Below are 21,254 nucleotides of genomic sequence, written 5' to 3' on the forward strand. Positions count from 1 at the left end.
GAAGGAAGCGTGTCGCGGTCGTCAGTAGGACGGCGGGGTGACGGCCCAGACGACCACGGTCTCCTGGGACGACGGGTTGCGGTAGCTGTGCGGGCTGGCTGACGAGAAGCCAAAGCTGTCGCCCGCTTGAAGCAGGTGGCAGACGCCGTCGACCGTCAGCTCCAGCGAGCCGGCGAGCACGTAACCGGCCTCCTCGCCGACGTGGGTATAGGGCTCCGGCCCGCTGCCCGAACCCGGACCGAGCCGGCAGAGCAGCAGTTCCAGCTGACCGTCAAGCGACGGCGACAGCAGCTCGTCGACGAGCCCGCCGCCGTAGTCCAGCCGCTTGCGCTGGCCGCGCCGGACGGTCACGCCGTCCCGCTCGGCGGCATCCTCCTCCGTTTCCCGGAAGAACGAACCGATGGTGACGCCGAGCGCGGTGGCGATCAGGTGCAGCGCCTTCACCGACGGCTCGGAGAGCCCCCGCTCGATCTGGCTGATCAGCCCGACCGAGAGGCCGGTCTCCTCGGCGAGCGCGGCGAGCGTCAGCTGGCGGTCCTGGCGCAGGGCGCGGATCTCCGCCCCGAGCCGGACGCCGATCTCCTCGGCGCTTTCCGGGACGTCGCCGGTCTGGACGTCGCTCGCCAGCTTGAGCGCGGCGGCGGAACCGGGTTGGGTCATCGGGTTGCCCGCCTCACTCGGCCGCGATCCGGTGCGCCGGCTGCGGATCGTGGAGCGCCTCCTCGCACATCCGGTCGAAGGCGATCACCGAGTATTCCTGCTCCTTGGAGAGTGCCCCTTGCGTGTAGATCCCCGCGTTGAGGTTCTTCTGGACGGTGGTGATCACCTCCAGGTCCTCGGTGATGATCTGCGCCGACCAGTCCGCCGATTTCTGGTTCGCCTCGGCCTTCTCCGGCGAGATGTCCTCGAAGAAGTACCAGTTGATGTGCTTCAGCCGTCCGGGGCCGAGCGGTTCCACGGTGGCGATCGAGGAGCCCCAGTCGTAGAGGTTCAGCATCAGGAAGGGGAAGCGGTAGAGATAGAAGCCCTGCGTGTCGTCCGCCGACCGGCCCGGCGCGTGCAGGTGGAAGAACTTGTGCTCGTGGTGCACGTCGATGGCGTAGCGGTCGATGTCCAGCGTCGAGCAGAGGCCCGGATGCATCGCCCGACAGTGGTAGCACTCCAGGTAGTTCTCGCCGTAGGTCTTCCAGTCGACGTCGACGACCCGCTCCTTCTTGGTGAAGTAGTGCTGCTTTTCGAGCGGGAAGGGCGCGGCGAGGTCGACCACCGGGCCGAGCCACTCCACCAGCGACGGGCCGCCGCGGCGGACCCGCACGAACACCAGACCGCGCCACTCCTCGCAATCGAGCGCGTAGAGACCCCACGCATCCGGATCGAACTGGGTGTCGTTGCCGAAGTTGACCGCCTTGTTGAGCCGCCCGTCCCGCTTGTAGCTCCAGCTGTGGTAGGGGCAGACGATCACCTTGCCGCAAGAGCCCGTCTCGCCCTTGACGAGTTCGGCCGCCCGGTGCCGGCAGACGTTGTGGAAGGCGCGGACTTGCCCGTCGTCGCCGCGGATGGCGAAGATGTTGTGCCCGGCCAGCGTCCCGGCGACGAAGTCGCCCGGCTTGGCCATCCGCTCCGACCAGGAGAACAGCAGCCAGTTCGTCTCGAAGATCTGCTTGCGCTCGGCCTCGAAGCGCACGGGATCGCGATACGCGCTCGCCGGCAACGACCATTCGGCATCAGAACCCAGGCGCTCCATCTGTCTTCCTCCCAGGAATACGGGCTGGATTTCATGATGGTGAAAGATGCGACGCTGAGCAAGGGGATTTTGCCGCTCTTTGCTCTGAGTCTGCCCGCGGGAACTTCACCACGGTGAAAGTCGTGGCGGCAGATGCTGGGTCGTCGGGCTCAGCTGTTGCACGATCGTGCAGTTCCCTCCGTCCGCGGTCAAGTCCTCGCGCCGCCGGCCGCCGTCTCCGGATGGTGCCGGGGAACATAACAGCCCGGTGGCTGTTGGCTTCCCAAGTGACGGCCCGGCCGCGGTTTTTGCGAGCCGGCCGCCTCAGGCATCGAGGAGTGACAGCCATGGGCCAGTACGACACGCCCGCCCAGACGCCGAAGGCCGGTGGGCCTTCACCCAACCCGGGCCATCAGGGTAACGGTACAGGACAGCGCGACCTTGGCAACGACGCGCGGCGTTTTGCCGACGAAGCCCGCCAGGGCGCGAGGCAAGCCGTGGATTCGCACCGCGAAACCGGCGCGGCCGCCGTCGACAGCGTCGCCAAGGCGGTCCGCACCGCCGCCGACCAGCTCGACAAGGACTCCCCGGAGATCGCGCGCTACACCCGCGAAGCCGCCACGATGGCGGAGAACGTTTCCGAGGCGATCCGCACCCGCAGCATCGGCGACGTGATCCGCGGCGCCGACGATTTCGCCCGCCGCGAACCGGTCGCCTTCTTCGGCGCCGCCCTTGTCGCCGGTTTCGCGGTCGCCCGTTTCCTTTCCTCCTCGTCCCGCCACAGCCACGACCGGCATGGCGATGAAGTGGCAAGCGGCATGGCATCCGGCGCCGGCGATCGCACCTACCGCAGCGGCTACGGCAGCGGCTACGCGGGGCGCGAGGACATGGACGACCGCTACCGCCGCTCCGGCATGGGCAACGCGGGCTCCGGCTCATCCGCCGCGTCCGACTTCGGATCGAATGCGACGCCGCGCAGCGCCGCCTCCACCTCCGGGTCGTCGCCCGGCCCCGGCTCCACCGCATCCTCCTTCGGCGAGACCGCCAAGACAGGCGCCATCGGTTCGTCGTCCGGCATCGGCGCGGGTTCCCGTGACCATGGCATGCCGGCCGCATCCGGCATCGGTCAGCCCGGCGGTTCGGCGTCCACCATGCGCCGGCACGAGACGCAGCCGGCCGGAACGTCCAGCGGGACCTTGCGCCCGACGGCCGACGAGCCGGACTACGCGGCGGGCGCCGGTTCGCGCGCCGGCGGGCCACTTTCCGACGCTCCCGAGCCGCCCGAGCGCCCCGACGTGCGCAAGGGACCGGACCCCGATCCCGCGTCCGGCCGCTCCACCATCAGCGGCAGCGGCGCCACGCCCACCTCCCTGAGCAAGGGCGCCTCCACCGGCGACGGCGCGCCGTCGCTGGAGAACGGCCGCTCTTCCGATCCCGACCGCTGAGGACGACCCCATGGACCACAATCCCAACCGTACCGTCATCGACCTCTTCGGCGACGTGGTGGTGGAGACATCCACCCTCTTCCGCAAGGAGGTCCAGCTCGCCAAGGCGGAGATCTCCGAAAAGATCGGCCGCGTCGGCGGCGCGCTCTCCCGCGTCGGCATCGGCGCGGTCTTCATGATCGCGGCGCTCGTCATGCTCCTGCAGGCGATCGTGGAATGGCTCGCTTTCGTCGACATACCCTATCGCTGGGGTGCCCTGGCGGTCGGGCTCGTCGTCGCCATCATCGGCTACATCCTGCTCCGCAACGGCATGAACGACGTCAGCGCCTCCAACCTGACGCCCCACCGCACCGCCGAGCAGATGCAGCGCAACGTCACGGCCGTCAGGGAGAAGGTGCGATGACCAGCACGCATGACCAGAACCCCGATCGGATCGAGACCGAGGTGGAGGAGGCGCGTGCGCGCCTGACCCGCACCCTCGACGAGATCCGCGATCGGATGTCGCCCGGCCAGATCCTGGATCAGGCCCTCGACTACGCCCGCCAGTCCGGCGGCGGTGAGTTCACCCGCAACCTCGGGCGCTCCGTCCGCGACAATCCGCTGCCCCTCCTGATGATGGGCGCCGGCATGGCCTGGCTGATGGCGAGCGACCGCCGGTCCGGTGCCGCCGCCGGCCGCTATCCTGCGGCAGGCTACGCCGAGGACCAGTACGGTAACCCCGTCGACACCTCGCCCGGCTTCGGCGAACGCGTCGGCGATGTCGCCGGTCGCGCCTCGCACGCGGCCTCCTCCGCTTACCACGGCGCGGCGGACACCGCGGGCGGCATCGCGTCCTCGGTGAAGAACGCGGCCTCCAGCGTCGCTTCGGCCGTCGGCAGTGCCGTCCACAGCGTGGGCGACGCGGCATCGGGCGCGGCCTCCGCGGTCGGTGGCGCGGCTTCGTCGATCGGTAGCACCGCCTCTTCGGTCGGCCACCGCGCCGGCTCGATGGCAGGATCGGCCTCCTCCTACGGCCGCTCCACCGGCGAAAACCTGGCCGGCTACGGCTCGCAGGTCCGGCACGGCTGGTCGAGACTCCTCCAGGACCAGCCGCTCGTTGCCGGCGCCATCGGCCTGGCGATCGGGGCCGCGATCGGCGCGGCGCTTCCCTCCACCCGGGCGGAGGATCGCCTGATGGGCGATACGGCCGACCGGTTGAAGGACCAGGCGCGAGACACCGCCCGCAGCACCTACGGCGAAGTGCGCAGCACCGCGTCCGAAGTGGCGAGCGACGCCATGCGGACCGTCGACGAGAAGGGCCTGTCCGGCGCCAGCATCGGCGAGGCCATCGACCGGGCGGCTGAGAAGATCGGCGAGAAGACCGGCCTATCCGGGTCCGGGGACGACAAGTCGTCATCCGACGGCCGCGACAAGCCCGAGGGCGAAGCCGGTCAGCGGACCGCCTCCGCCGGCACCTCGGCCACCCCTGGCTCGTCATCCGTGAACCGGCCGACCGGCCGCCCCGCCGACGCCGTCGGCGCGACCTCCACCACGCGGACGCCGTCCTGAACGACCGCGTCGCGCACCCCCTTGGACGAGCCGCCGGAGAGCCTCCGGCGGCCGCCTAACCATGTCGACACCGATGATGTTGTGCGCCGACACAAAGTAAAAAGTGATCCATTTTAGGACTTGGGGTCTGCCGCAAATCGATCTATCGTGGATAAGCGCGGCCCTGAAAGGGCGTCAAAGCCCTTCGATTTCAAGAGATGGTCGCAACGGCAGCCGAATTGGCTGGCCGAACTCGCCACCGCCATGACAAGCGAGTTGGGAGACTGCGATGCGTCACGAAATCTTTCCAGACGTCGTACCGACCAAAGCCCATGCTGTCGCCGAGCCGTTGACGGCCCTGACCCGCCGCGATCGTCTGCGCCGTTGGGCGACGGTGCTCGAGGCCCACACCGGCCCGGTCCGGGCCTTGCAGCGGATCGAATACCTCACCCCGGACGAGCGGCGGGCGCTGCGCGACGAAGCCTCGCCGTTGGCGGTCGCCTTCGCCGACCCTGTGCTGCGCGCGGCGGGACTGAGGAGCGACAGCCTGGGCGATGCGGTCGGCTTCTTCGAGCTGACCGACGAGCAGGCCCATCACCTGCTCTGCGACTGCCACTACCACGGCGCGATGACGCCCAACGGCGTTTCCGCCCGCATTCGCGCGATCGCCGACCGCCGCTCGCTCGGCGACCTCTGGACCGCGGTCCGCGGCTGGTTCGGCGGGCGGCCCGCCCGCACGGCGTGAACAAGGCGGCAAGCGGCATGCCGGATCCGGGGCGTCGGGCGGTTGCGCCCTCCCGCCGGATCCGGAGCCGCCCGCAGCCTCACCAGTCGCTGAGCTTCATGTCCGGGGCGTAGTCGGCTCCCTCGACCTCCTTGGAGATCGGCTGGCCGCAGATCACCCGGCCCTGGACCGGATCGAAGGTCAGCGAGCCCGGGCCGGCCAGCGACCAGCCCTTGTTGAGCGCCGCGGTGACGCGGTGGCAGAAGGCGCTGTCGTCGGGCCCGGTGATGAATCGGTAGAGCTTCATGGCGCTGGCGTCGGTGTCCGGCTGGAGCGTCGCGGCATCGCGACGGAACCGCTTCTATAGCCGGCTCCGGGCCATCGCGGAAAGCCCACTCAGGAGGCCGTCGCCGTCACCTCGCGCATGGCGATCGCGTCCATCAGCGTCAGCGTCCGCGCCGCCATGTCCGCGTGCAGCCGCTCCACCATCCGCCCGTCGATGCGGACGGCGCCCTTGTCGGCATTCTCCGGCACCCGGAAGGTCTCCACCACCTTCTGCGCCCAGGCGACCTCGGTCGCCGACGGGGTGAAGGTGCGGTTCGCCGTCTCGATCTGCATCGGGTGGATCAGCGTCTTGCCGTCGAAGCCCATGTCGCGCGCCGCCGCGCACTCCTCCAGGAAGCCGCGCGGATCGTCGAGATCGTTGTAGACGCCGTCGACGATGGCGATGCCGTAGGCCCGCGCGGCGGCGAGCGCCGTCATCAGCCACGGGATCATCGGCCCGCGTCCGGACACGATGCGCGCCCCCGTCTCCTTGGCGAGATCGTTGGTTCCCATCACGAAGCCGGCCAGCCGCGAGCCCTCCTCGCGGGCGTGGGCGGCGATCGCTCCCACGTTGAGGATGGCGAGCGGCGTCTCGATCATCGCCCACAGCGCCACCTTGCGCTCCGGATCGGCCCCGTCCATCACCTTGGAGATGGCCTTCAGGTCGTCCGGGCTCGACACCTTCGGCACCAGGATGCCGTCGGGCATCGCCGCCGCCGCGGCGTCGAGGTCCGACGCGCCCCAGGGCGTGTCGGCGCCGTTGATGCGGATGAAGATCTCCCGCTCGCCGTAGCCGCCGGCTGTCACCGCCTCGCTCACCTGCTGGCGCGCCTGGTCCTTGGCGTCCGGCGCCACCGCGTCCTCCAGGTCGAGGATCAGGCTGTCGGCCGGCAGGCTGCGCGCCTTGTCGAGCGCGCGGGCGTTGGAACCCGGCATGTAGAGCACGCTGCGGCGGGGTCGCACGACGGTCATGGGAGGCATTTCCGGATCGTTGTCTTTACTGCATTGCAACATAACGCCGCGCCGGCGGGTCGCCCATTGGCATTTCGGGGAATTCATCGTCGGACAAATGCGTCGGTTACTATTTCTTACCGCAAGGCCGGCTACGCTGCGTTTCAAGGCGATGGCCCGCTTGACTGCGGGCGTGAGGGACGGCCCCGCGGGGGTCAGACCAAGGGGGCGGAGTGCGGGCGCTGCGGGACATCTGGGCGCGTCGGGCGGAGACCGCGCGATCGCGGCGGTACGACCGGCTGGGCCGCAGGGCGCGCCTGCGCCGACGGATCGGCGGCGCTTTCCTCGGGCTCCTCGTCGGCGTGCCGGCCGGTGTGGCCGGCCTGAGCGCGATGACCGTGATGAACGCCAAGGCTCGGCTTTCGGATCTCACCGCCGAACTCGCCCTTGCCGTCGCCGCCGTACCGGAATCCGCCGAACTGACCGCCGACCGTCTCTGGTCCGAGCGCGCCAACGGGCGCCTGGTCTGGATCCGCACGCATCCGGGAACCGAGCACCGACCGGACGCTGTCGGCGTCTCCGTCGGCACCGAGATCGAGTTGCCGCTCCTCGCCACAGTTCCACCGCTTGCCCACTGGACGGTCGAGACCACGGCCGCGGCGCGCCGCACCTCTCAGTCCTCCGCCTCCGCCGAAGCCGCACCCTCCCTGATGCGGCCGGCCGAGGTGATCAGTGCCGCCTACGCGGCGGTCTTCCAGACGCCCGTCGCGCTCTCTGCCGCTGATGTCGACCGCCTCGCCGATGCCGGCCTGCCGGTCGACCGCTGGCTGGCCGCGCTTGCCGACGCCCTTTCCGACGAGACCGCCACCTACGGCCAGGTCGCCGCCCGCCGCGTCCCGGCCGCCCTGCTGGTTCGCGCCGCCGCCGACGTCGCGGCCGACGGGGCGCTGCGCAACACCCTCGTCTCGCTTGCCGAAAGCCTGCACGGCTCGCCGGCCACCCTGTCCGCCGTCGACCTCGTCGAGCTCGGCTCCCACGCCGGCACGCGCGTCGGCGCTGAAATGGCGCCGCCCGCCACGTTCCGTCCGCTCGGCCTGCTCGCAGCGATGGCCCGGCGGATCGCCGCCGACGGGGCCGTGGAGGTGACTCTGGACACCGCAGACACGGCGTTGACCCGGGCGGTCGCCGAAGTTTCGATCGGCAGCCCGGAGAAACCCGTGCCCCCGTTTGCCGGAACCCGGCGCCTGCCGGCGGTGATCGAGCTCCCGTCCGGCTGGATCGCGCTCGACGTGCAGGTCCTTGGTACGGCCCAGCCGCTGGTCGGCACCGTCACCATCCCCGTCCTGCTGGAGGTCCGCCCGGGCCGCGTCGACGCGCAGGAGCCGGACTGCCGGTTCGCACGGTCGCGCCCACTGGAACAGACGATGCGCGCGGACCCCGGCGCCGTGGTCGTCAGCTTCGGCAGTGGCGCTGGCCAGACGTCCCCGGCGAGGATCTTCGAGGACGTCCGCGTCAAGGCCTGGGTTCTCGGTCGCAGCGAGCTGGAGTTCATGCAGCCGACCGACCTGCGCCTGGGCGGCGGCCGCACCAATCCGACCACCCGCGTCGTTCGCGAGCCGCGCGACCTGTCGGATGCCCTCGACGACCTCCTGTCCCGCGCCGATGTCCGCATCGCCGTCGGCGAGATCGCCGACGATCCTGCGAACACGCTGGAAGCCTCGCGCCTGCGCTCCGCCACCGGAGATCTGATCCGCGACGCGGGACCGCCGATCGAACGCTACCTGCAGGGCCTCGCCGCCGCCTTCGGTCTGCCGGCGGAGGGCGTTCTCGTCGCCGCCGGCCACGTCAGCTGCCACGCCGCCGAACCGGTGGAGCCCTGAGCCGCCTTCCTGTATGACGGCGGGACCATGACGCCCGACGCGCTGCTTGCCCGCCTTCTCTACCGCGACGCCTTGATGCTGGTCATCGACAAGCCCGCCGGCATAGCCGTGCACGCCGGGCCGAAGGGGGGCGAGACGCTGGAGGATTTTCTCGACGCCCTCCGCTTCGGCCTGCCGCGGCGTCCGGCGCTCGCCCACCGTCTCGACAAGGACACCTCCGGCTGCCTCGTGCTCGGCCGGCACCGCCGCTCCACCGCCGAGCTCGGCGAACTCTTCGCCACGCAGAAGGTGAAGAAGACCTACCTCGCCGTGGTCTGCGGTGTGGTCGAGGGCGACGCCGGGACGATCGAGGCCCCGCTCGCCCGTCAGAGCCACGACCGGCGATCCTGGTGGATGAAGGTCGACGACACCGGGCAGGAGGCCGTGACCGACTGGACCGTGCTCGCCCGCGGCGAGACGCTGACCATCGTCGACCTTTCCCCCCGCACCGGCCGCACCCACCAGCTGCGCGTCCACATGGCCCACCTCGGCCACCCTATCGTCGGCGACGGCGTCTACGGCGGCGACCGCGCCCGCGGGGTGGACAAGCGCCTGCACCTTCACGCCCGCCGGGTCGAGGTGCCTCTCTACCGCAAGAAGCCGACCGTCGTGGTGGAGGCGCCCGTGCCCGACCACATGCGCCGCCTGCTCACCCGCTGCGGTTACCTTCCGACGGAGCAGCCGATGCCGGCCCCCGAGCCCGAAGCGGATGGACAATCCGGCGCCGAGGCCTGAGGATCCGGCCGGCTCCCACCACGGACGAGACATGTCCCGCCACCTTCCGCCGCTCGTCGCCCTTCGTGCCTTCGAGGCCGTCTGCCGCCTCGGCAGCATCCGCAAGGCGGCCGACGAACTCGGCGTCGACCACGCCGTGGTGGCGCGGCACGTTCGCAACCTGGAGGCCTATCTTGGCGTCCGACTCGTCGACGGCGGTCCGCGCGGTTCCGTTCCAACCAGCGAAGGTCGCCGCTATGCCGGCCAGGTCGCACTGGCCTTCGACCTGATCGGCCAGGCGACCGACGAAGTGCGTCCGCGCGCCCGGCGCGGCGAATTCCGCATCTGGTGCGTCCCCGGCCTTGCCGTCCGCTGGCTGATGCCACGCCTCCATGCGCTTCAGGCGGTGGTTCCCGACCGCGAGATCGTGCTTCGTCCCACCGACCAGGCGCCTGATCTGACGCGCGGCGAGGCCGACCTGGAGATCCGCTTCGGCGAGCGCCCCGTGCCCGGTGTCCGCGCCGAGGCTCTGGTCGCGCCGCGCTTCTTTCCCGTCGCAAGCCCGGGCTTCCTGAAGGGCAGGGCGCCGATCGACACCGCCGCCGACCTCGCCCGCCAGCCCCTGATCCACGAGGAGAGCCGCGAGCAGTGGCGCCACTGGCTCGCCGCCGCCGGCCTCGACCCGGTGCCGCCGCTCGACGGGCCGCGGCTCTGGTACGCCAACGTCGCCATCGAGGCGGCGCTGCTCGGCCAGGGGCTCGCCCTCGTCAATCGGCTCCAGGTCGCGCCCGAACTCGCCGATGGCCGGCTGAAGGAGCTCCTCCACACCGACATCCGCATCGGCGCCTACACCCTCCAGGCGGACGCCGGCCGCTGGACGGAGCCGCTCCTGGTCCGCATCCGGCGCTGGCTGCATCAGGAGCTGAATGCGGGTGAATCTTTAGTGGTGACCTAGAGTCAACACAGCGGGGCCGATTTCCCGCCTTTGCAGACACGCGAACCTGCGCTTCCCTACATCACCACCGACGTGCCTGCGCGCCGTCCGAAAAGGGAGAGATCGCCATGGCCACCAGTGCCGAACTCGCAGCCCGCCGCCAGCTCGCCGTGCCCCGCGGCGTCGCCACTGCCTACCCGGTCTATGCGGCGCGCGCCGAGAACGCCGAGCTCTGGGATCTGGAGGGCAATCGCTACGTCGATTTCGCCGGCGGCATCGCCGTGCTGAACACCGGCCACCGCAATCCCAAGGTGATGGCCGCGGTGCGCGAGCAGATGGAGCTCTTCACCCACACCTGTTTCCAGGTGGTACCCTACGAGCCCTACGTGGCGCTCGCCGAGCGCCTGAACGCCAAGGCGCCGTTCAAGGGTCCGGCCAAGACGATCTTCTTCACCACCGGCGCCGAGGCGGCCGAGAACGCGGTCAAGATCGCCCGTGCCGCCACCGGCCGCTCCGCCGTGATCGCCTTCGCCGGCGGCTTCCACGGCCGCACCATGATGACCATGGCGATGACCGGAAAGGTGCTGCCCTACAAGAAGAAGTTCGGCCCGATGCCGAGCGAGGTCTACCATCTGCCGTTCCCGGTCGCCGATCACGGCATCACCACCGCCGACAGCCTCAAGGCGCTGGAATTCCTGTTCAAGGCCGATGTCGAGCCGTCCCGGGTCGCGGCGATCGCCATCGAGCCGATCCAGGGCGAGGGCGGCTTCTACGAGGCGCCCAAGGACCTCCTGGTCGCGCTCCGCACCATCTGCGACGAGCACGGCATCCTTCTGATCGCCGACGAGGTGCAGAGCGGCTTCGCCCGCACCGGCCGCCTGTTCGGCATCGAGCACTCCGGCGTCGAGCCCGACCTCGTCACCATGGCCAAGTCGCTGGCCGGCGGCTTCCCGCTCTCCGGCGTGCTCGGCAAGGCCGCGATCATGGACGCCGCCGAACCGGGCGGTCTCGGCGGCACCTACGCCGGTTCGCCGATCGCCTGCGCCGCAGCGCTCGCCGTGCTCGACGTCATCGAGGAGGACGGCCTGCTCGCCCGCGCCGACGCCATGGGCGCCCGCATCAAGGGCCGCCTTGAAAAGATCGCGCTGCGCAACGACGTTGTCGCCATCACCGGCATTCGTGGCCCCGGCGCCATGATCGGCTTCGACATCGTCAAGTCGCGCGGCGCCTACGAGCCCGATCCGGAGGCGACCAAGCGCGTGACGGCCGCCGCCCTGGAGGAGGGTTTGATCCTGCTCTCCTGCGGAGTCTACAACAACGCCATCCGCATCCTCGTCCCACTGACCGCCTCCGACGCGATCGTGGACGAGGGCCTCGACAAGCTCGAGGCGTCCTTGATCAAGGCGAAGGGCTGAATCCGATGACGCTTCCCCTGAAGGACCCGACCCTCCTGCAGACACGCGCCTACGTGAACGGCGCCTTCGTCGGCGAGAGCACGGTCGACGTCACCAACCCGGCCACCGGCGCGGTGATCGCCCGCGTGCCCAACCTCGGCGGCCCGGAAACGGCAGCCGCGATCGAGCACGCGGCCGCCGCCATGGAGGGCTGGGCGGCCAAGGTGGCCAAGGAGCGTTCGCAGATCCTGCGTCGCTGGTTCGACCTGATCGTGGCCAACCGCGACGACCTCGCCCTGATCCTCACCGCCGAGCAGGGCAAGCCGCTCGCCGAGGCCAGGGGCGAAATCGACTACGCCGCCGCCTACATCGAGTTCTACGCGGAGGAGGCCAAACGCGTATACGGCGAGACGCTGCCGTCGCACCGCGCCGACGCCCGCATCCTGGTGATCCGCCAGCCGGTCGGCGTGGTCGCCGCGATCACGCCATGGAACTTCCCGGCCGCCATGATCACCCGCAAGGTGGCCCCGGCGCTCGCCGTCGGCTGCACCGCGGTGGTCAAGCCGGCGATGGAGACGCCGCTGACAGCGCTCGCCCTCGCCGTCCTCGCCGACCGCGCCGGCTTTCCCGCCGGCGTCCTCAACGTGGTGACCGGCTCCGCGGCCCCGATCGGCGAGGTGATGACCTCCCACCCGGCCGTGCGCGTGCTCTCCTTCACCGGCTCCACGGCGATCGGCAAGCTGCTGGCCCGCCAGTGCACCGGCACGCTGAAGAAGGTCGCTCTGGAACTCGGCGGCAACGCGCCTTTCATCGTCTTCGACGACGCCGACCTCGACGCCGCCGTCGAGGGGGCGATGGTCTCCAAGTTCCGCAACATGGGCCAGACCTGCGTCTGCTCCAACCGCATCTACGTCCAGCGCGCCGTCTACGACGCCTTCGTGGAAAAGTTGACCGCGGCGGTCGCCCGCCTGAAGGTCGGCGACGGCACCGCCGAAGGCACCACCCAGGGCCCGCTGATCAACGACAAGGCCATCGCAAAGGTCGAGGAGCACCTGGAGGATGCGCTCGCCAAGGGCGCCCGCGTGGTCGCCGGCGGCCGCCGCCACGCGCTCGGCGGCACCTTCTTCGAGCCGACGGTGCTGGCCGGCGTCACCCAGGACATGAAGGTGTCCAAGGAGGAGACCTTCGGCCCCGTGGCGCCCGTGTTCGCCTTTGACACGGAGGCCGAGGTGATCGGCTACGCCAACGACACCGAGTTCGGCCTCGCCTCCTATTTCTTCTCCCGCGACATCGGCCGCATCTTCCGTGTCGCCGAGAAGCTCCAGTACGGAATGGTCGGCATCAACTCCGGCCTGATCTCCACCGAGCTCGCCCCCTTCGGCGGCATCAAGGAGAGCGGCAACGGCCGCGAAGGCTCCCACCACGGCCTGGAGGAGTACACCGAGAAGAAATACATGCTGGTCGCCGGCCTGGACCGCTGAACCCGCCGACCCGCCTCCACCTGCCGCCGCCCGGTCGATCCGGGCGGCAGTGCGCGACTGTCTACTGTTTCAGTACCAGCGTGTTATCCAGGTGAGTACTCCTCCATTGTTCAGCGCGCGCGTATATTGCGACCATGACCTCGGCCGCCACCGGCCCAACATGGAACATGCCGCAATGTCCGCACCTGCTCTCGACCCCGCCACGTCGGTCGGCCCCGTCGCGCTGATCGCCCGCGACCGCGCCGCGCTCGCCGACTGGTACCGCCGCGCGCTCGGCCTTGCCGAACTCGCCGCCGACGACCGCGCGACGGTGCTCGGCACCGCTGCCGGCACGCCGCTGGTGACGCTGATCGCCGATCCCGCCGCAAAGATCGCGCCCCGCCGCCAGCCGGGGCTCTACCACCTCGCCATCCTTCTGCCGACCCGCGCCGACCTCGGCCGCTGGATGCGCCACACTGCGGCCCTCGGCATCCGCCTGCAGGGCGCCGCCGACCACCTGGTCTCCGAGGCCGTCTACCTCGCCGATCCCGAGGGCAACGGGATCGAGGTCTACCGCGACCGCGGCCGCGCCGAATGGCCGATCCGCGACGGCAGGATCCACATGGACAACGCGCCGCTCGACGTGCCGGGCATCCTGGCCGACGGCGACGCGGCAGACGCACCCTGGACCGGCATTCCGGACGGGACCGTGATGGGGCACGTCCACCTGAAGATCGCCAATGTTGCCGAAACCCGACGCTTCTACGTCGACACCCTCGGCTTCGAGGCGACCGAGGAGGGCTATCCCTCCGCGCTCTTCATCGCCGCCGGCGGCTACCACCACCACTTCGGCCTCAACGCCTGGGAAAGCGCGGGCGCCGCCCGCGTGCCCGGCACCACGGGTCTCGCCGCCGCCGTCGTGATCCTGCCGCCGGCCGCCCGGGCCGCACTGGCCGCTCGCCTCCGCGGCGCGGGCGTCCCGGTGGAGAGCGGCGCGGTCGGCGATGCGGTCGTCGATCCCTCGGGCAACCGGGTCGTCTTCGCTGACGCGCCGGTGACCGCGAAAGCCGCGCTCGCCCTCGCCGCGTGACCCGGCGGCCGGCGTTCGCGTTTCGATCGCACCGGCCTTGAACGGGCCGGCGAGCCTCGCCATATTCGCGTCAACGGGCGATACGCCCGCCGGATGCCGATGATCGGGTCCGGGCAATCAAGGTCGCTTCACCGCGAGGACTTTGATCGATGACGCGCATGTCCACGTTCCAGAGCCCCTTTCTCCTGGGGTTCGACGAGATCGAACGGGCCCTCGACCGGGTGTCCAAGGCCGCCAACGACGGCTACCCGCCCTACAACATCGAGCGCATTCCGGCCGCCGGCCCCCACGGGGACGTCATCCGGATCACGCTGGCCGTTGCAGGCTTCACCCGGGACCAGCTCGATGTCTCCGTCGAGGAGAACCAGCTGGTGATTCGCGGGCGGCAGTCCGAAGACAAGGCGCGCCAGTATCTGCATCGCGGCATCGCCGCCCGGCAGTTCCAGCGGACCTTCGTCCTTGCGGAGGGCATCGAGATCCTCGGTGCCGATCTCCAGGACGGTCTTCTGTCGATCGACCTAGTGCGCCCGCAGCCCGAACGGGTCGTCCGCCGGATCGAGATCAACGCCAAAGGCTGAACCGGCAAACCGGGAAGGTCCAAGACGAACGGGCCCGCGTAGACCAGGCGGGACCTGTGGCCGTTCGACCTTGGCGGAACCGTTCTTCCTTCCGATCCGTTGCCTCTGCAAGGGATCGGGTTGGCAAGTCCACCCCGGTCGTTAACACGGCCGGAACGGTTTCGGTCCGACACTTGCAACGCCGCGGCTTCGCGTCGTTCCCGGGTGAGCGTATCTGCCGGATACGAGGAGGTGCGTGATGAACGAGTACGATATCCAGAAGTCCCCCGTCGAAGGCATCATGCCCGACGCGGCCTTCCTCCAGCTGGGCGACGGCAAGGTCGCCTACATCAGGCGGATCACGTCCGACGACGTGCGGTCGCTGTTTCCGCAGGCGCCGCAGCTTGCCCCGGGCCTGAAGCTCTGGGCGCTGCTTTCCGCCGACGGAACGCCCATCCTGCTCACCGACAGCCGCGAGGCAGCCATGGCCAACGCCATGGAAGCCGAACTCACCACCGTGAGCGTGCACTGACGAGGGGTATCAGGATCCCGGCCGCAAGGCCGGGATCCCGGCTTTCCGAACGTGCCTAGGCCGCGTTGGACGCGAGCGGCTGGGTCAGCAGCGAGTAGATGGCGGCCGCATCGTTGGCCGCCCGGAGCTTGACGGCGATTGCCGGCTCGCGCAAAACGCGGGCGATCCGCGCTAGCGCCTTCAGGTGGTCGGCGCCGGCGTTCTCCGGCGCCAGCAGCAGAAACATCAGGTCCACCGGTTCATCGTCGAGGGCGTCGAAGTCGACCGCCTTGTCGAGACGTGCGAACACGCCCACCAGCTTGTCCAGGTTGACCAGCTTGCCGTGCGGAATGGCGACGCCATGCCCGACGCCCGTGGAGCCGAGCTTCTCGCGTTGCTGCAGCGTGTCGAAGATTTCGCGTTCGGGCCGCCCGGTGATGGCTGCCGCCTTGGCCGCCATGTCCTGGAGGGCCTGCTTCTTGGAGTTGGCCTTCAGGTGCGGCAGGACCGCCTCGACCTGCAGAAGGTCGCTCAGATCCATGGTTGGAACCTCAATGCATCGGGGCGCCACTGGCGCCCCGGCAGGTGATGGGGGAAGACAAGCGTCACGTCTGAAGGTCCGCGAGCGCGGGATCGATCCAGCCGATGTTGCCGTCGGGACGACGGTAGACCACGTTGATGGCGCCGCTGCCGGCGTTGCGGAACACCACGACGGGCGCCCCGGAGAGATCTAGATCCATCACCGCCCGGCCGACGGTGGCCGTGCGGATCGGCTGCGTTGTTTCCGCCACGACCAGCGGCGCGAAATCCTCCGGCACCTCCTCCTCCTCGTCGGGGGCGGCGAGCACGTAGGACGGCGCCTCTTCCACCGGACCGGCATCCGCGCCGTTGGCGCCGTTGTACTTGCGCAGCTTGCGCTTGTAGCGCCGGAGCCGGGTGCCGATGCGGTCGGTGGCCTGGTCCGCCGCGGCGTAGACCTCATGCGCCGAACCTGTGGTCGTCAGATGGGTTCCCGTATCCAGGTGGATCGAGCACTCCGCCCGGTAGCCGGAGCCTTCGCGCTCGATGACCACATGGCCGCCGTAGCCGCCGTCGAAATACTTGCCCAGGGCATCGCTGAGACGCGTCTCGACGTGCTCGCGCAGGGCTTGTCCGATATCGACGTTCTTGCCGGAAATGCGTAGCGGCATGGGGCCTCCCTCGGTGTTTTTCGCGCGCCTATCGTTCGTCCGCCCGGCCCCATCGCCCACGGGCGATCGACCGGCTGGTCGGAAACCGTCGCGCGCGTCGGCGCCACGATCGGACGATGGTGGAAGCGCTCCCGTTCTTTTCGAGTTCGGCTCTCCCGGAGGCGCGGATCGCGTCCGGGGGACGGGGCGCTCTTTAAGTAGGTGGCATCTCGAAGTCAACGCTGGAAGTGGGAAAGCCCTCCTTTTCGCCTCAGGTGGCGGCCATCAGCTGCTTTTGCCGACGCCGTTGGACCGACGATGGGATTCGCATCGCCTCGCGATACTTTGCGACGGTTCGTCGGGCAATGTCGATGCCGGCGTCGCGAAGGTTCTTCACGATCGTATCGTCGGACAGAATGTCGTCCGGGTGCTCGCCGTCGATCATCTGCCGGATCTTGTGCCGGACCGCCTCCGCCGAGTGGGCGTCGCCACCTTCCGCCGAGGCGATCGAGGAGGTGAAGAAATACTTCAGCTCGAAGATCCCGCGCGACGTCGCCATGTACTTGTTGGATGTCACCCGCGAGACCGTGGATTCGTGCATGCCGATCGCCTCCGCGACCGTCCGCAGGTTGAGCGGACGCAGGAAGGCGACCCCCTTGGCCAGAAACGCGTCCTGCTGGCGCACGATCTCGGCCGACACCTTCAGGATCGTCTTCGCCCGCTGGTCCAGGCTCTTCACCAGCCAGTTGGCGGTCTGCAGGCAATCGGTGAGGTAGACCTTCTCCTGGTCGCCGCGCGCCGTTTTGGCGACCCGGGCGTAGTAGGACTGGTTCACCAGCACCTTCGGCAGGGTCTCCGTGTTGAGCTCCACCGACCAGCCTCCGTCGGACGCCGGCATCACGATCACGTCCGGCACCACCGGCTGCACCACCACCGAGCCGAAGGCGTTTCCCGGCTTGGGATTGAGCGCCATGATCTCCCGGACCATGTCCGAGAGGTCCTCCTCGTCCACCCCGCAGAGCCGGCGCAGCTGCGCCATGTCCCGCCGGGCGAGGAGGTCCAGGTGGTCGAGCAGGGTGCGCATCGCAGGGTCGAGCCGATCCCGCTCGGCCAGCTGCAGGGCGAGACATTCGGACAGGCTGCGCGCACAGACGCCGGTCGGCTCGAAGGTCTGCAGCACCGCCACCACCGCCTCGACCGCCGCCTCGTCGATCCCCATCCGCTCCGCCACCGCGGGAATGTCGGCCCTAAGATAGCCGGCCTCGTCCACCGAATCGATCAGGTCGTGCCCGATCAGCCGCTGCACCGGGTCGTGCAGGGCGACGGCGAGCTGCTCGGCCAGATGGTCGTGCAGCGACACCTCGCCGGAAACGAAGCTTTCCAGGTTGTAGTCGTCGCCCAGGCTGCCGCCCGAGCCGACCGACGACCACTGGTCGCCCGCCAGTGCGCCCGCGTCGAGGGGGCCGCGCTCGACCTGGACCGGTTCGTCCGGATAGACGTTGGAAATGTCGGTATCGAGGACGCTTTCCACCCGCTCCTGGCTGGGCGCGCCGTCGGCCTCGAACCAGTCCGCCCCGTCTCGGTCGGGCGCCGAGCCGTCCGGACCGTCGGTTCCGGCCTCGGGCGTGCCTTCCTCCGGCCGTTCCAGCAGCGGGTTGCGCTCCAGCTCGGCTTCCACATAGGCGACAAGATCCAGATTGGAGAGCTGAAGCAGCTTGATCGCCTGCATCAGCTGGGGCGTCATCACCAGCGACTGGCTTTGCCGAAATTCCAGGCGAGCCGAAAGCGCCATCGTGATCAGAACATCCCGTTGAGTGGTCCGGTTCTTGCTTCAAACCAGACTATGCACTCCCGGGCGCTGAGGTCAAAGCGTAAATTGTTCGCCGAGGTAAACGCGCCGTGCATCCGGATCCGCGATGATCTCGCTGGGGTCACCCTCCACGAGAACCGTTCCGGAGTGCAGGATGTAGGCCCGGTCGATCAGACCCAGCGTTTCGCGCACGTTGTGATCGGTGATCAGCACCCCGATGCCCCGCGCGGTGAGGTGCCGCACCAGCTGCTGGATGTCGCCCACGGCGATCGGGTCGACCCCGGCGAAAGGCTCGTCGAGCAGCATGAACGAAGGCCGGGTGGCGAGTGCCCGGGCGATCTCCACCCGCCGCCGCTCGCCGCCTGAAAGAGCGATCGACGGCTGGTCGCGCAGGTGGGTAAGGCCGAATTCGGCCAGCAGCTCGTCGATCTCCTGCTCGCGCCGCCGCCGGTTCGGCTCCACGATCTCCAGCACGGCGCGGATGTTCTCCGCCACCGTCAGGCCGCGGAAGATCGACGCCTCCTGGGGCAGGTAGCCGATGCCGAGCCGCGCGCGACGGTACATCGGGTATCCCGTGATGTCGTGGCCATCGAGCGCGATGGTGCCGCCGTCGGCCGGGATCAGCCCGGTGATCATGTAGAACACGGTGGTCTTGCCGGCCCCGTTCGGCCCGAGCAGGCCGACCGCCTCGCCCCGCCGGAGCGTCAGGCTGACGTCGCGCACCACCTGCCGCTTGCGATAGCTCTTGGCGAGGTTGGAGACCACCAGGTCGCCGTCGGGAGACGGCGCCGGGGGTGGCGTGCGCTGGACCTGGGCTTGGCGGAGGGCGGCGGCCATGGAGTCCCGGATCAGTTGCCGGCTTGCGACTGCTGCAGACTCTTCGGCTCGATCAGCATCTGCACCCGGCCGCCTTCCATCTTGGCCTGCCCGGTCGCCACGTTGATCACCAGCCGCGGGCCGCGGATCACGTTGTCGCCCTGGGTGAGCACCACGTTGCCGCTGACCAGGATGGTCTGCGCCTTGGTGTCGAACACGGCATTGTTGCCGCTGGCCGTCTGCGGACCCGAGCTCACCAGCACGTCGCCCTCCGCTTCCAGGCGGCGGACCTGCTGCTGCTGGTTCTCGGCCGGCTTGGCCGCGCCGGCGGCCGTCTCGTCGCGCTCGTAGAACACGGTGAGCTTGGCAGTCTTCAGCACGGTCTGGTTCTGGCGAACGACGACGTTGCCGGAGAAGATCGCCATGGCGTCCTGGTCGCGGACTTCGAGCGATTCCGCTTCGAAGTTGATCGGCTGGTCGCCGGACACGCCGAGGCCCTGGAAGGCGTTTGGCATCGTTCCCGTCTGCTTCTGCGTCTGGGCGATGGCCGTGCCGCCGGTAAACGCGACGGCGGCGGCAAGGGCGGCGGCGGCGAACCGGCGCCGGAGGAGAAGATCGCTTCGGATCATGAGTCTTGGTCCCCGGAGGGTTGTTGACCGTGCGTCAGGTCGCCCTTCTCGGGCACACCGCTCTGGACGGCATTGGGGTCGACCGTCATCTTCACGCCGTTGCGGAACGTGACGGAGCCGCCCTTCTGCTCCACCGACATGCCCTTCGCCTGGATGGATCCGAGCGAGGAGGAGAAGGCGATGGGGGCGTTGCTCTGAACGTCGCCCGTGGCAAGGTCGATGGTGGCCCGCTCCAGCCCGGCGGCCGAACCGTCGTCGGAGCGGATGGTGATGTCCTCGTCGAGGACCAGCGTCTGCTTGCCTGCGTCGTAGATCCCCGAGCCGGCGCCGAAGTCCGCGGTGCGCCCGTCCGCCTGGCGGATGTGGGCGTTGATGCCGTAGAGTCGGATCAGCTTGGGATTGCCGAGGTCCTGGACCGCCCGATCCGCCTGCACCGAGTAGGTCCGGCCCTTGCCGTCGCTACCCGACAGCTTGGGCGCGGCCATGGCCAGTCCCTCGCTGGAGATGGAAAGATCGCCGAAGGTGAGGGCAAGCTCGATCCGCGAGAGGATCGTGATGCCGACCACCGCGCCGAACAGGGCGACGCCCAGCAACGGCAGGGCGACCCTGAGCCGGCGGATTCGCTTGCTCTGGCGGGCGGCGTGTTCGAACGCGCGCCGACGCATCGGATCGATCGCCGAAGCGATCGAAGCCGGCGTGCCTGCGCTGCCGAGTGTTGCTGCATGCCTCACGAGGATCGGCCTTCGGATGTGTCCAGACTGACGTCGCCCCGGAACCGATGGTCGATGCGGGCCGCGTGAACGCTCGCATCCGAATGAACGGATACGTGGACAAGATATGGAGTAGTCCTTCTCAAATTCCTAGCAATTGGCCGGATAACCGGCAAATCGCATCAGGAATGCGAGAAAATGTCCTCTTCCGCCCACCCGGAAAGGTCCAGACGGGCCCGCGTCGGCAGAAACTGGAAACAGGCCTCGGCAAGCTCGAGCCGTTCCTCCCGGGCAAGGAGGACAAGCAGTTTCTCCCTGAGCGCATGCAAGTTCAAGACGTCGGAAGCCGCATAGTCGATCTGGGCTGGGGTCAGGTCCGCCGCGCCCCAGTCGGACGACTGCTGCTGCTTGGAGATGTCGATGCCGAGCAGCTCGCGCGTGACGTCCTTCAGGCCGTGCCGGTCGGTGTAGGTCCGCGTCAGCCGTGATGCGATCTTGGTGCAGAACAGCGGCGTCACCGTGATGCCGAAGGCCTTGTGCAGGATGGCCACGTCGAAGCGCGCGTAGTGGAAGATTTTGATCCGGGCCGGGTCGGTCAGCAGCCGCGTGAGGTTCGGCGCTTCCGTCTGTCCACGCTCGATCTGCACCACGTCAGCGCTGCCGTCGCCCGACGAGAGCTGCACCACGCAGAGCCGGTCCCGGTGAGGATTGAGGCCGAGCGTTTCCGTATCGACCGCCACGACGTCCCCATAGTGGGAGAGATCGGGCAGGTCGCGGACATGGGTGCGGATGGTCATCGAGGCCTCGGGTGTCGCCGGACGAAACGGGACCGCCCGCGCCCGGTCGT

General features: G+C 69.3%; 23 protein-coding genes. 12 read left to right on the top strand and 11 right to left on the bottom strand.

Features of this window, described 5'->3' with window-relative positions:
• Positions 1-21: 21 nt before the first annotated feature.
• Positions 22-660 (bottom strand): cupin domain-containing protein, encoded by a 639-nt coding sequence (locus HZ321_RS16440; RefSeq protein WP_181703471.1) that lies wholly within the window; start codon positions 658-660, stop codon positions 22-24.
• 13 nt (positions 661-673) lie between these two features.
• The gene (locus tag HZ321_RS16445) at positions 674-1,744 is read right to left on the bottom strand and encodes an aromatic ring-hydroxylating oxygenase subunit alpha (RefSeq protein ID WP_181703472.1); all 1,071 of its coding nucleotides are present in this window, start codon (positions 1,742-1,744) and stop codon (positions 674-676) included.
• 476 nt (positions 1,745-2,220) lie between these two features.
• On the opposite strand from HZ321_RS16445, the gene HZ321_RS16450 reads away from it, so the two are divergent.
• The 4 genes from HZ321_RS16450 to HZ321_RS16465 all read left to right on the top strand — a co-directional run bounded on the left by HZ321_RS16450 (position 2,221) and on the right by HZ321_RS16465 (position 5,440).
• Positions 2,221-3,168, top strand: a complete 948-nt coding sequence (locus tag HZ321_RS16450) for a hypothetical protein (protein WP_181703473.1) — start codon at positions 2,221-2,223, stop codon at positions 3,166-3,168.
• A gap of 10 nt (positions 3,169-3,178) precedes the next feature.
• On the top strand, positions 3,179-3,571 hold the full coding sequence (locus tag HZ321_RS16455; RefSeq protein WP_181703474.1) for a phage holin family protein: 393 nt from the start codon (positions 3,179-3,181) through the stop codon (positions 3,569-3,571).
• Positions 3,568-4,716, top strand: coding sequence for a DUF3618 domain-containing protein (locus tag HZ321_RS16460; RefSeq protein WP_181703475.1), 1,149 nt, complete (start codon positions 3,568-3,570; stop codon positions 4,714-4,716). Before HZ321_RS16455 ends, HZ321_RS16460 begins: the two co-directional genes overlap by 4 nt.
• A 268-nt stretch (positions 4,717-4,984) precedes the next feature.
• Positions 4,985-5,440 (top strand): hypothetical protein, encoded by a 456-nt coding sequence (locus HZ321_RS16465; protein ID WP_181703476.1) that lies wholly within the window; start codon positions 4,985-4,987, stop codon positions 5,438-5,440.
• Between the two features lie 79 nt (positions 5,441-5,519).
• Here the strand turns inward: HZ321_RS16465 and HZ321_RS16470 are convergent, their stop codons facing one another.
• Positions 5,520-5,726: a DUF1737 domain-containing protein gene (locus HZ321_RS16470; RefSeq protein ID WP_181703477.1), complete on the bottom strand. Its 207-nt coding sequence runs from the start codon at positions 5,724-5,726 to the stop codon at positions 5,520-5,522.
• 89 nt (positions 5,727-5,815) lie between these two features.
• The gene (locus tag HZ321_RS16475; protein ID WP_181703478.1) at positions 5,816-6,715 is read right to left on the bottom strand and encodes an HpcH/HpaI aldolase/citrate lyase family protein; all 900 of its coding nucleotides are present in this window, start codon (positions 6,713-6,715) and stop codon (positions 5,816-5,818) included.
• Between the two features lie 212 nt (positions 6,716-6,927).
• On the opposite strand from HZ321_RS16475, the gene HZ321_RS16480 reads away from it, so the two are divergent.
• The 8 genes from HZ321_RS16480 (at position 6,928) to HZ321_RS16515 (ending at position 15,294) form a co-directional block, all read left to right on the top strand.
• Positions 6,928-8,574: a hypothetical protein gene (locus HZ321_RS16480; RefSeq protein ID WP_181703479.1), complete on the top strand. Its 1,647-nt coding sequence runs from the start codon at positions 6,928-6,930 to the stop codon at positions 8,572-8,574.
• Positions 8,575-8,601: 27 nt separating this feature from the next.
• Entirely contained in the window at positions 8,602-9,348 is a 747-nt protein-coding gene (locus HZ321_RS16485; protein WP_181703480.1) for an RluA family pseudouridine synthase, read from the top strand.
• Between the two features lie 31 nt (positions 9,349-9,379).
• The gene (locus HZ321_RS16490; RefSeq protein ID WP_181703481.1) at positions 9,380-10,282 is read left to right on the top strand and encodes a LysR substrate-binding domain-containing protein; all 903 of its coding nucleotides are present in this window, start codon (positions 9,380-9,382) and stop codon (positions 10,280-10,282) included.
• A gap of 107 nt (positions 10,283-10,389) precedes the next feature.
• Positions 10,390-11,676: a 4-aminobutyrate--2-oxoglutarate transaminase gene (gabT, locus tag HZ321_RS16495; RefSeq protein WP_181703482.1), complete on the top strand. Its 1,287-nt coding sequence runs from the start codon at positions 10,390-10,392 to the stop codon at positions 11,674-11,676.
• Positions 11,677-11,681: 5 nt separating this feature from the next.
• Positions 11,682-13,136, top strand: coding sequence for an NAD-dependent succinate-semialdehyde dehydrogenase (locus HZ321_RS16500; RefSeq protein WP_181703483.1), 1,455 nt, complete (start codon positions 11,682-11,684; stop codon positions 13,134-13,136).
• A 175-nt stretch (positions 13,137-13,311) separates the two neighbouring features.
• On the top strand, positions 13,312-14,205 hold the full coding sequence (locus HZ321_RS16505) for a VOC family protein (protein ID WP_181703484.1): 894 nt from the start codon (positions 13,312-13,314) through the stop codon (positions 14,203-14,205).
• Positions 14,206-14,354: 149 nt separating this feature from the next.
• Positions 14,355-14,783 (top strand): Hsp20 family protein, encoded by a 429-nt coding sequence (locus HZ321_RS16510; RefSeq protein WP_181703485.1) that lies wholly within the window; start codon positions 14,355-14,357, stop codon positions 14,781-14,783.
• A 238-nt stretch (positions 14,784-15,021) separates the two neighbouring features.
• Positions 15,022-15,294 carry a BQ00720 family protein gene (locus HZ321_RS16515; protein ID WP_181703486.1) on the top strand — a complete coding sequence of 91 codons (273 nt, stop codon included), beginning with the start codon at positions 15,022-15,024 and terminating at the stop codon, positions 15,292-15,294.
• Between the two features lie 55 nt (positions 15,295-15,349).
• Here HZ321_RS16515 and ptsN read toward each other — a convergent pair whose 3' ends face one another.
• The 7 genes from ptsN to HZ321_RS16550 all read right to left on the bottom strand — a co-directional run bounded on the left by ptsN (position 15,350) and on the right by HZ321_RS16550 (position 21,204).
• Entirely contained in the window at positions 15,350-15,814 is a 465-nt protein-coding gene (ptsN, locus tag HZ321_RS16520; RefSeq protein ID WP_181703487.1) for a PTS IIA-like nitrogen regulatory protein PtsN, read from the bottom strand.
• Positions 15,815-15,878: 64 nt separating this feature from the next.
• Positions 15,879-16,463 carry a ribosome hibernation-promoting factor, HPF/YfiA family gene (hpf, locus tag HZ321_RS16525; RefSeq protein WP_181703488.1) on the bottom strand — a complete coding sequence of 195 codons (585 nt, stop codon included), beginning with the start codon at positions 16,461-16,463 and terminating at the stop codon, positions 15,879-15,881.
• 250 nt (positions 16,464-16,713) lie between these two features.
• The gene (rpoN, locus tag HZ321_RS16530; RefSeq protein ID WP_181703489.1) at positions 16,714-18,234 is read right to left on the bottom strand and encodes an RNA polymerase factor sigma-54; all 1,521 of its coding nucleotides are present in this window, start codon (positions 18,232-18,234) and stop codon (positions 16,714-16,716) included.
• 72 nt (positions 18,235-18,306) lie between these two features.
• Positions 18,307-19,089, bottom strand: a complete 783-nt coding sequence (gene lptB / locus HZ321_RS16535; protein WP_181703490.1) for an LPS export ABC transporter ATP-binding protein — start codon at positions 19,087-19,089, stop codon at positions 18,307-18,309.
• A gap of 11 nt (positions 19,090-19,100) precedes the next feature.
• Entirely contained in the window at positions 19,101-19,697 is a 597-nt protein-coding gene (locus HZ321_RS16540; protein ID WP_181703491.1) for an LptA/OstA family protein, read from the bottom strand.
• Positions 19,694-20,362: an LPS export ABC transporter periplasmic protein LptC gene (lptC, locus tag HZ321_RS16545; RefSeq protein WP_181703492.1), complete on the bottom strand. Its 669-nt coding sequence runs from the start codon at positions 20,360-20,362 to the stop codon at positions 19,694-19,696. The genes HZ321_RS16540 and lptC overlap by 4 nt, the downstream gene beginning before the upstream one ends.
• 227 nt (positions 20,363-20,589) lie before the next feature.
• On the bottom strand, positions 20,590-21,204 hold the full coding sequence (locus HZ321_RS16550; protein WP_181703493.1) for a ribonuclease D: 615 nt from the start codon (positions 21,202-21,204) through the stop codon (positions 20,590-20,592).
• Between the last annotated feature and the right edge of the window lie 50 nt (positions 21,205-21,254).

This window comes from Chthonobacter albigriseus (genome assembly GCF_013839445.1).
GTDB classification, from domain to species: Bacteria; Pseudomonadota; Alphaproteobacteria; order Rhizobiales; family Pleomorphomonadaceae; genus Chthonobacter; species Chthonobacter albigriseus.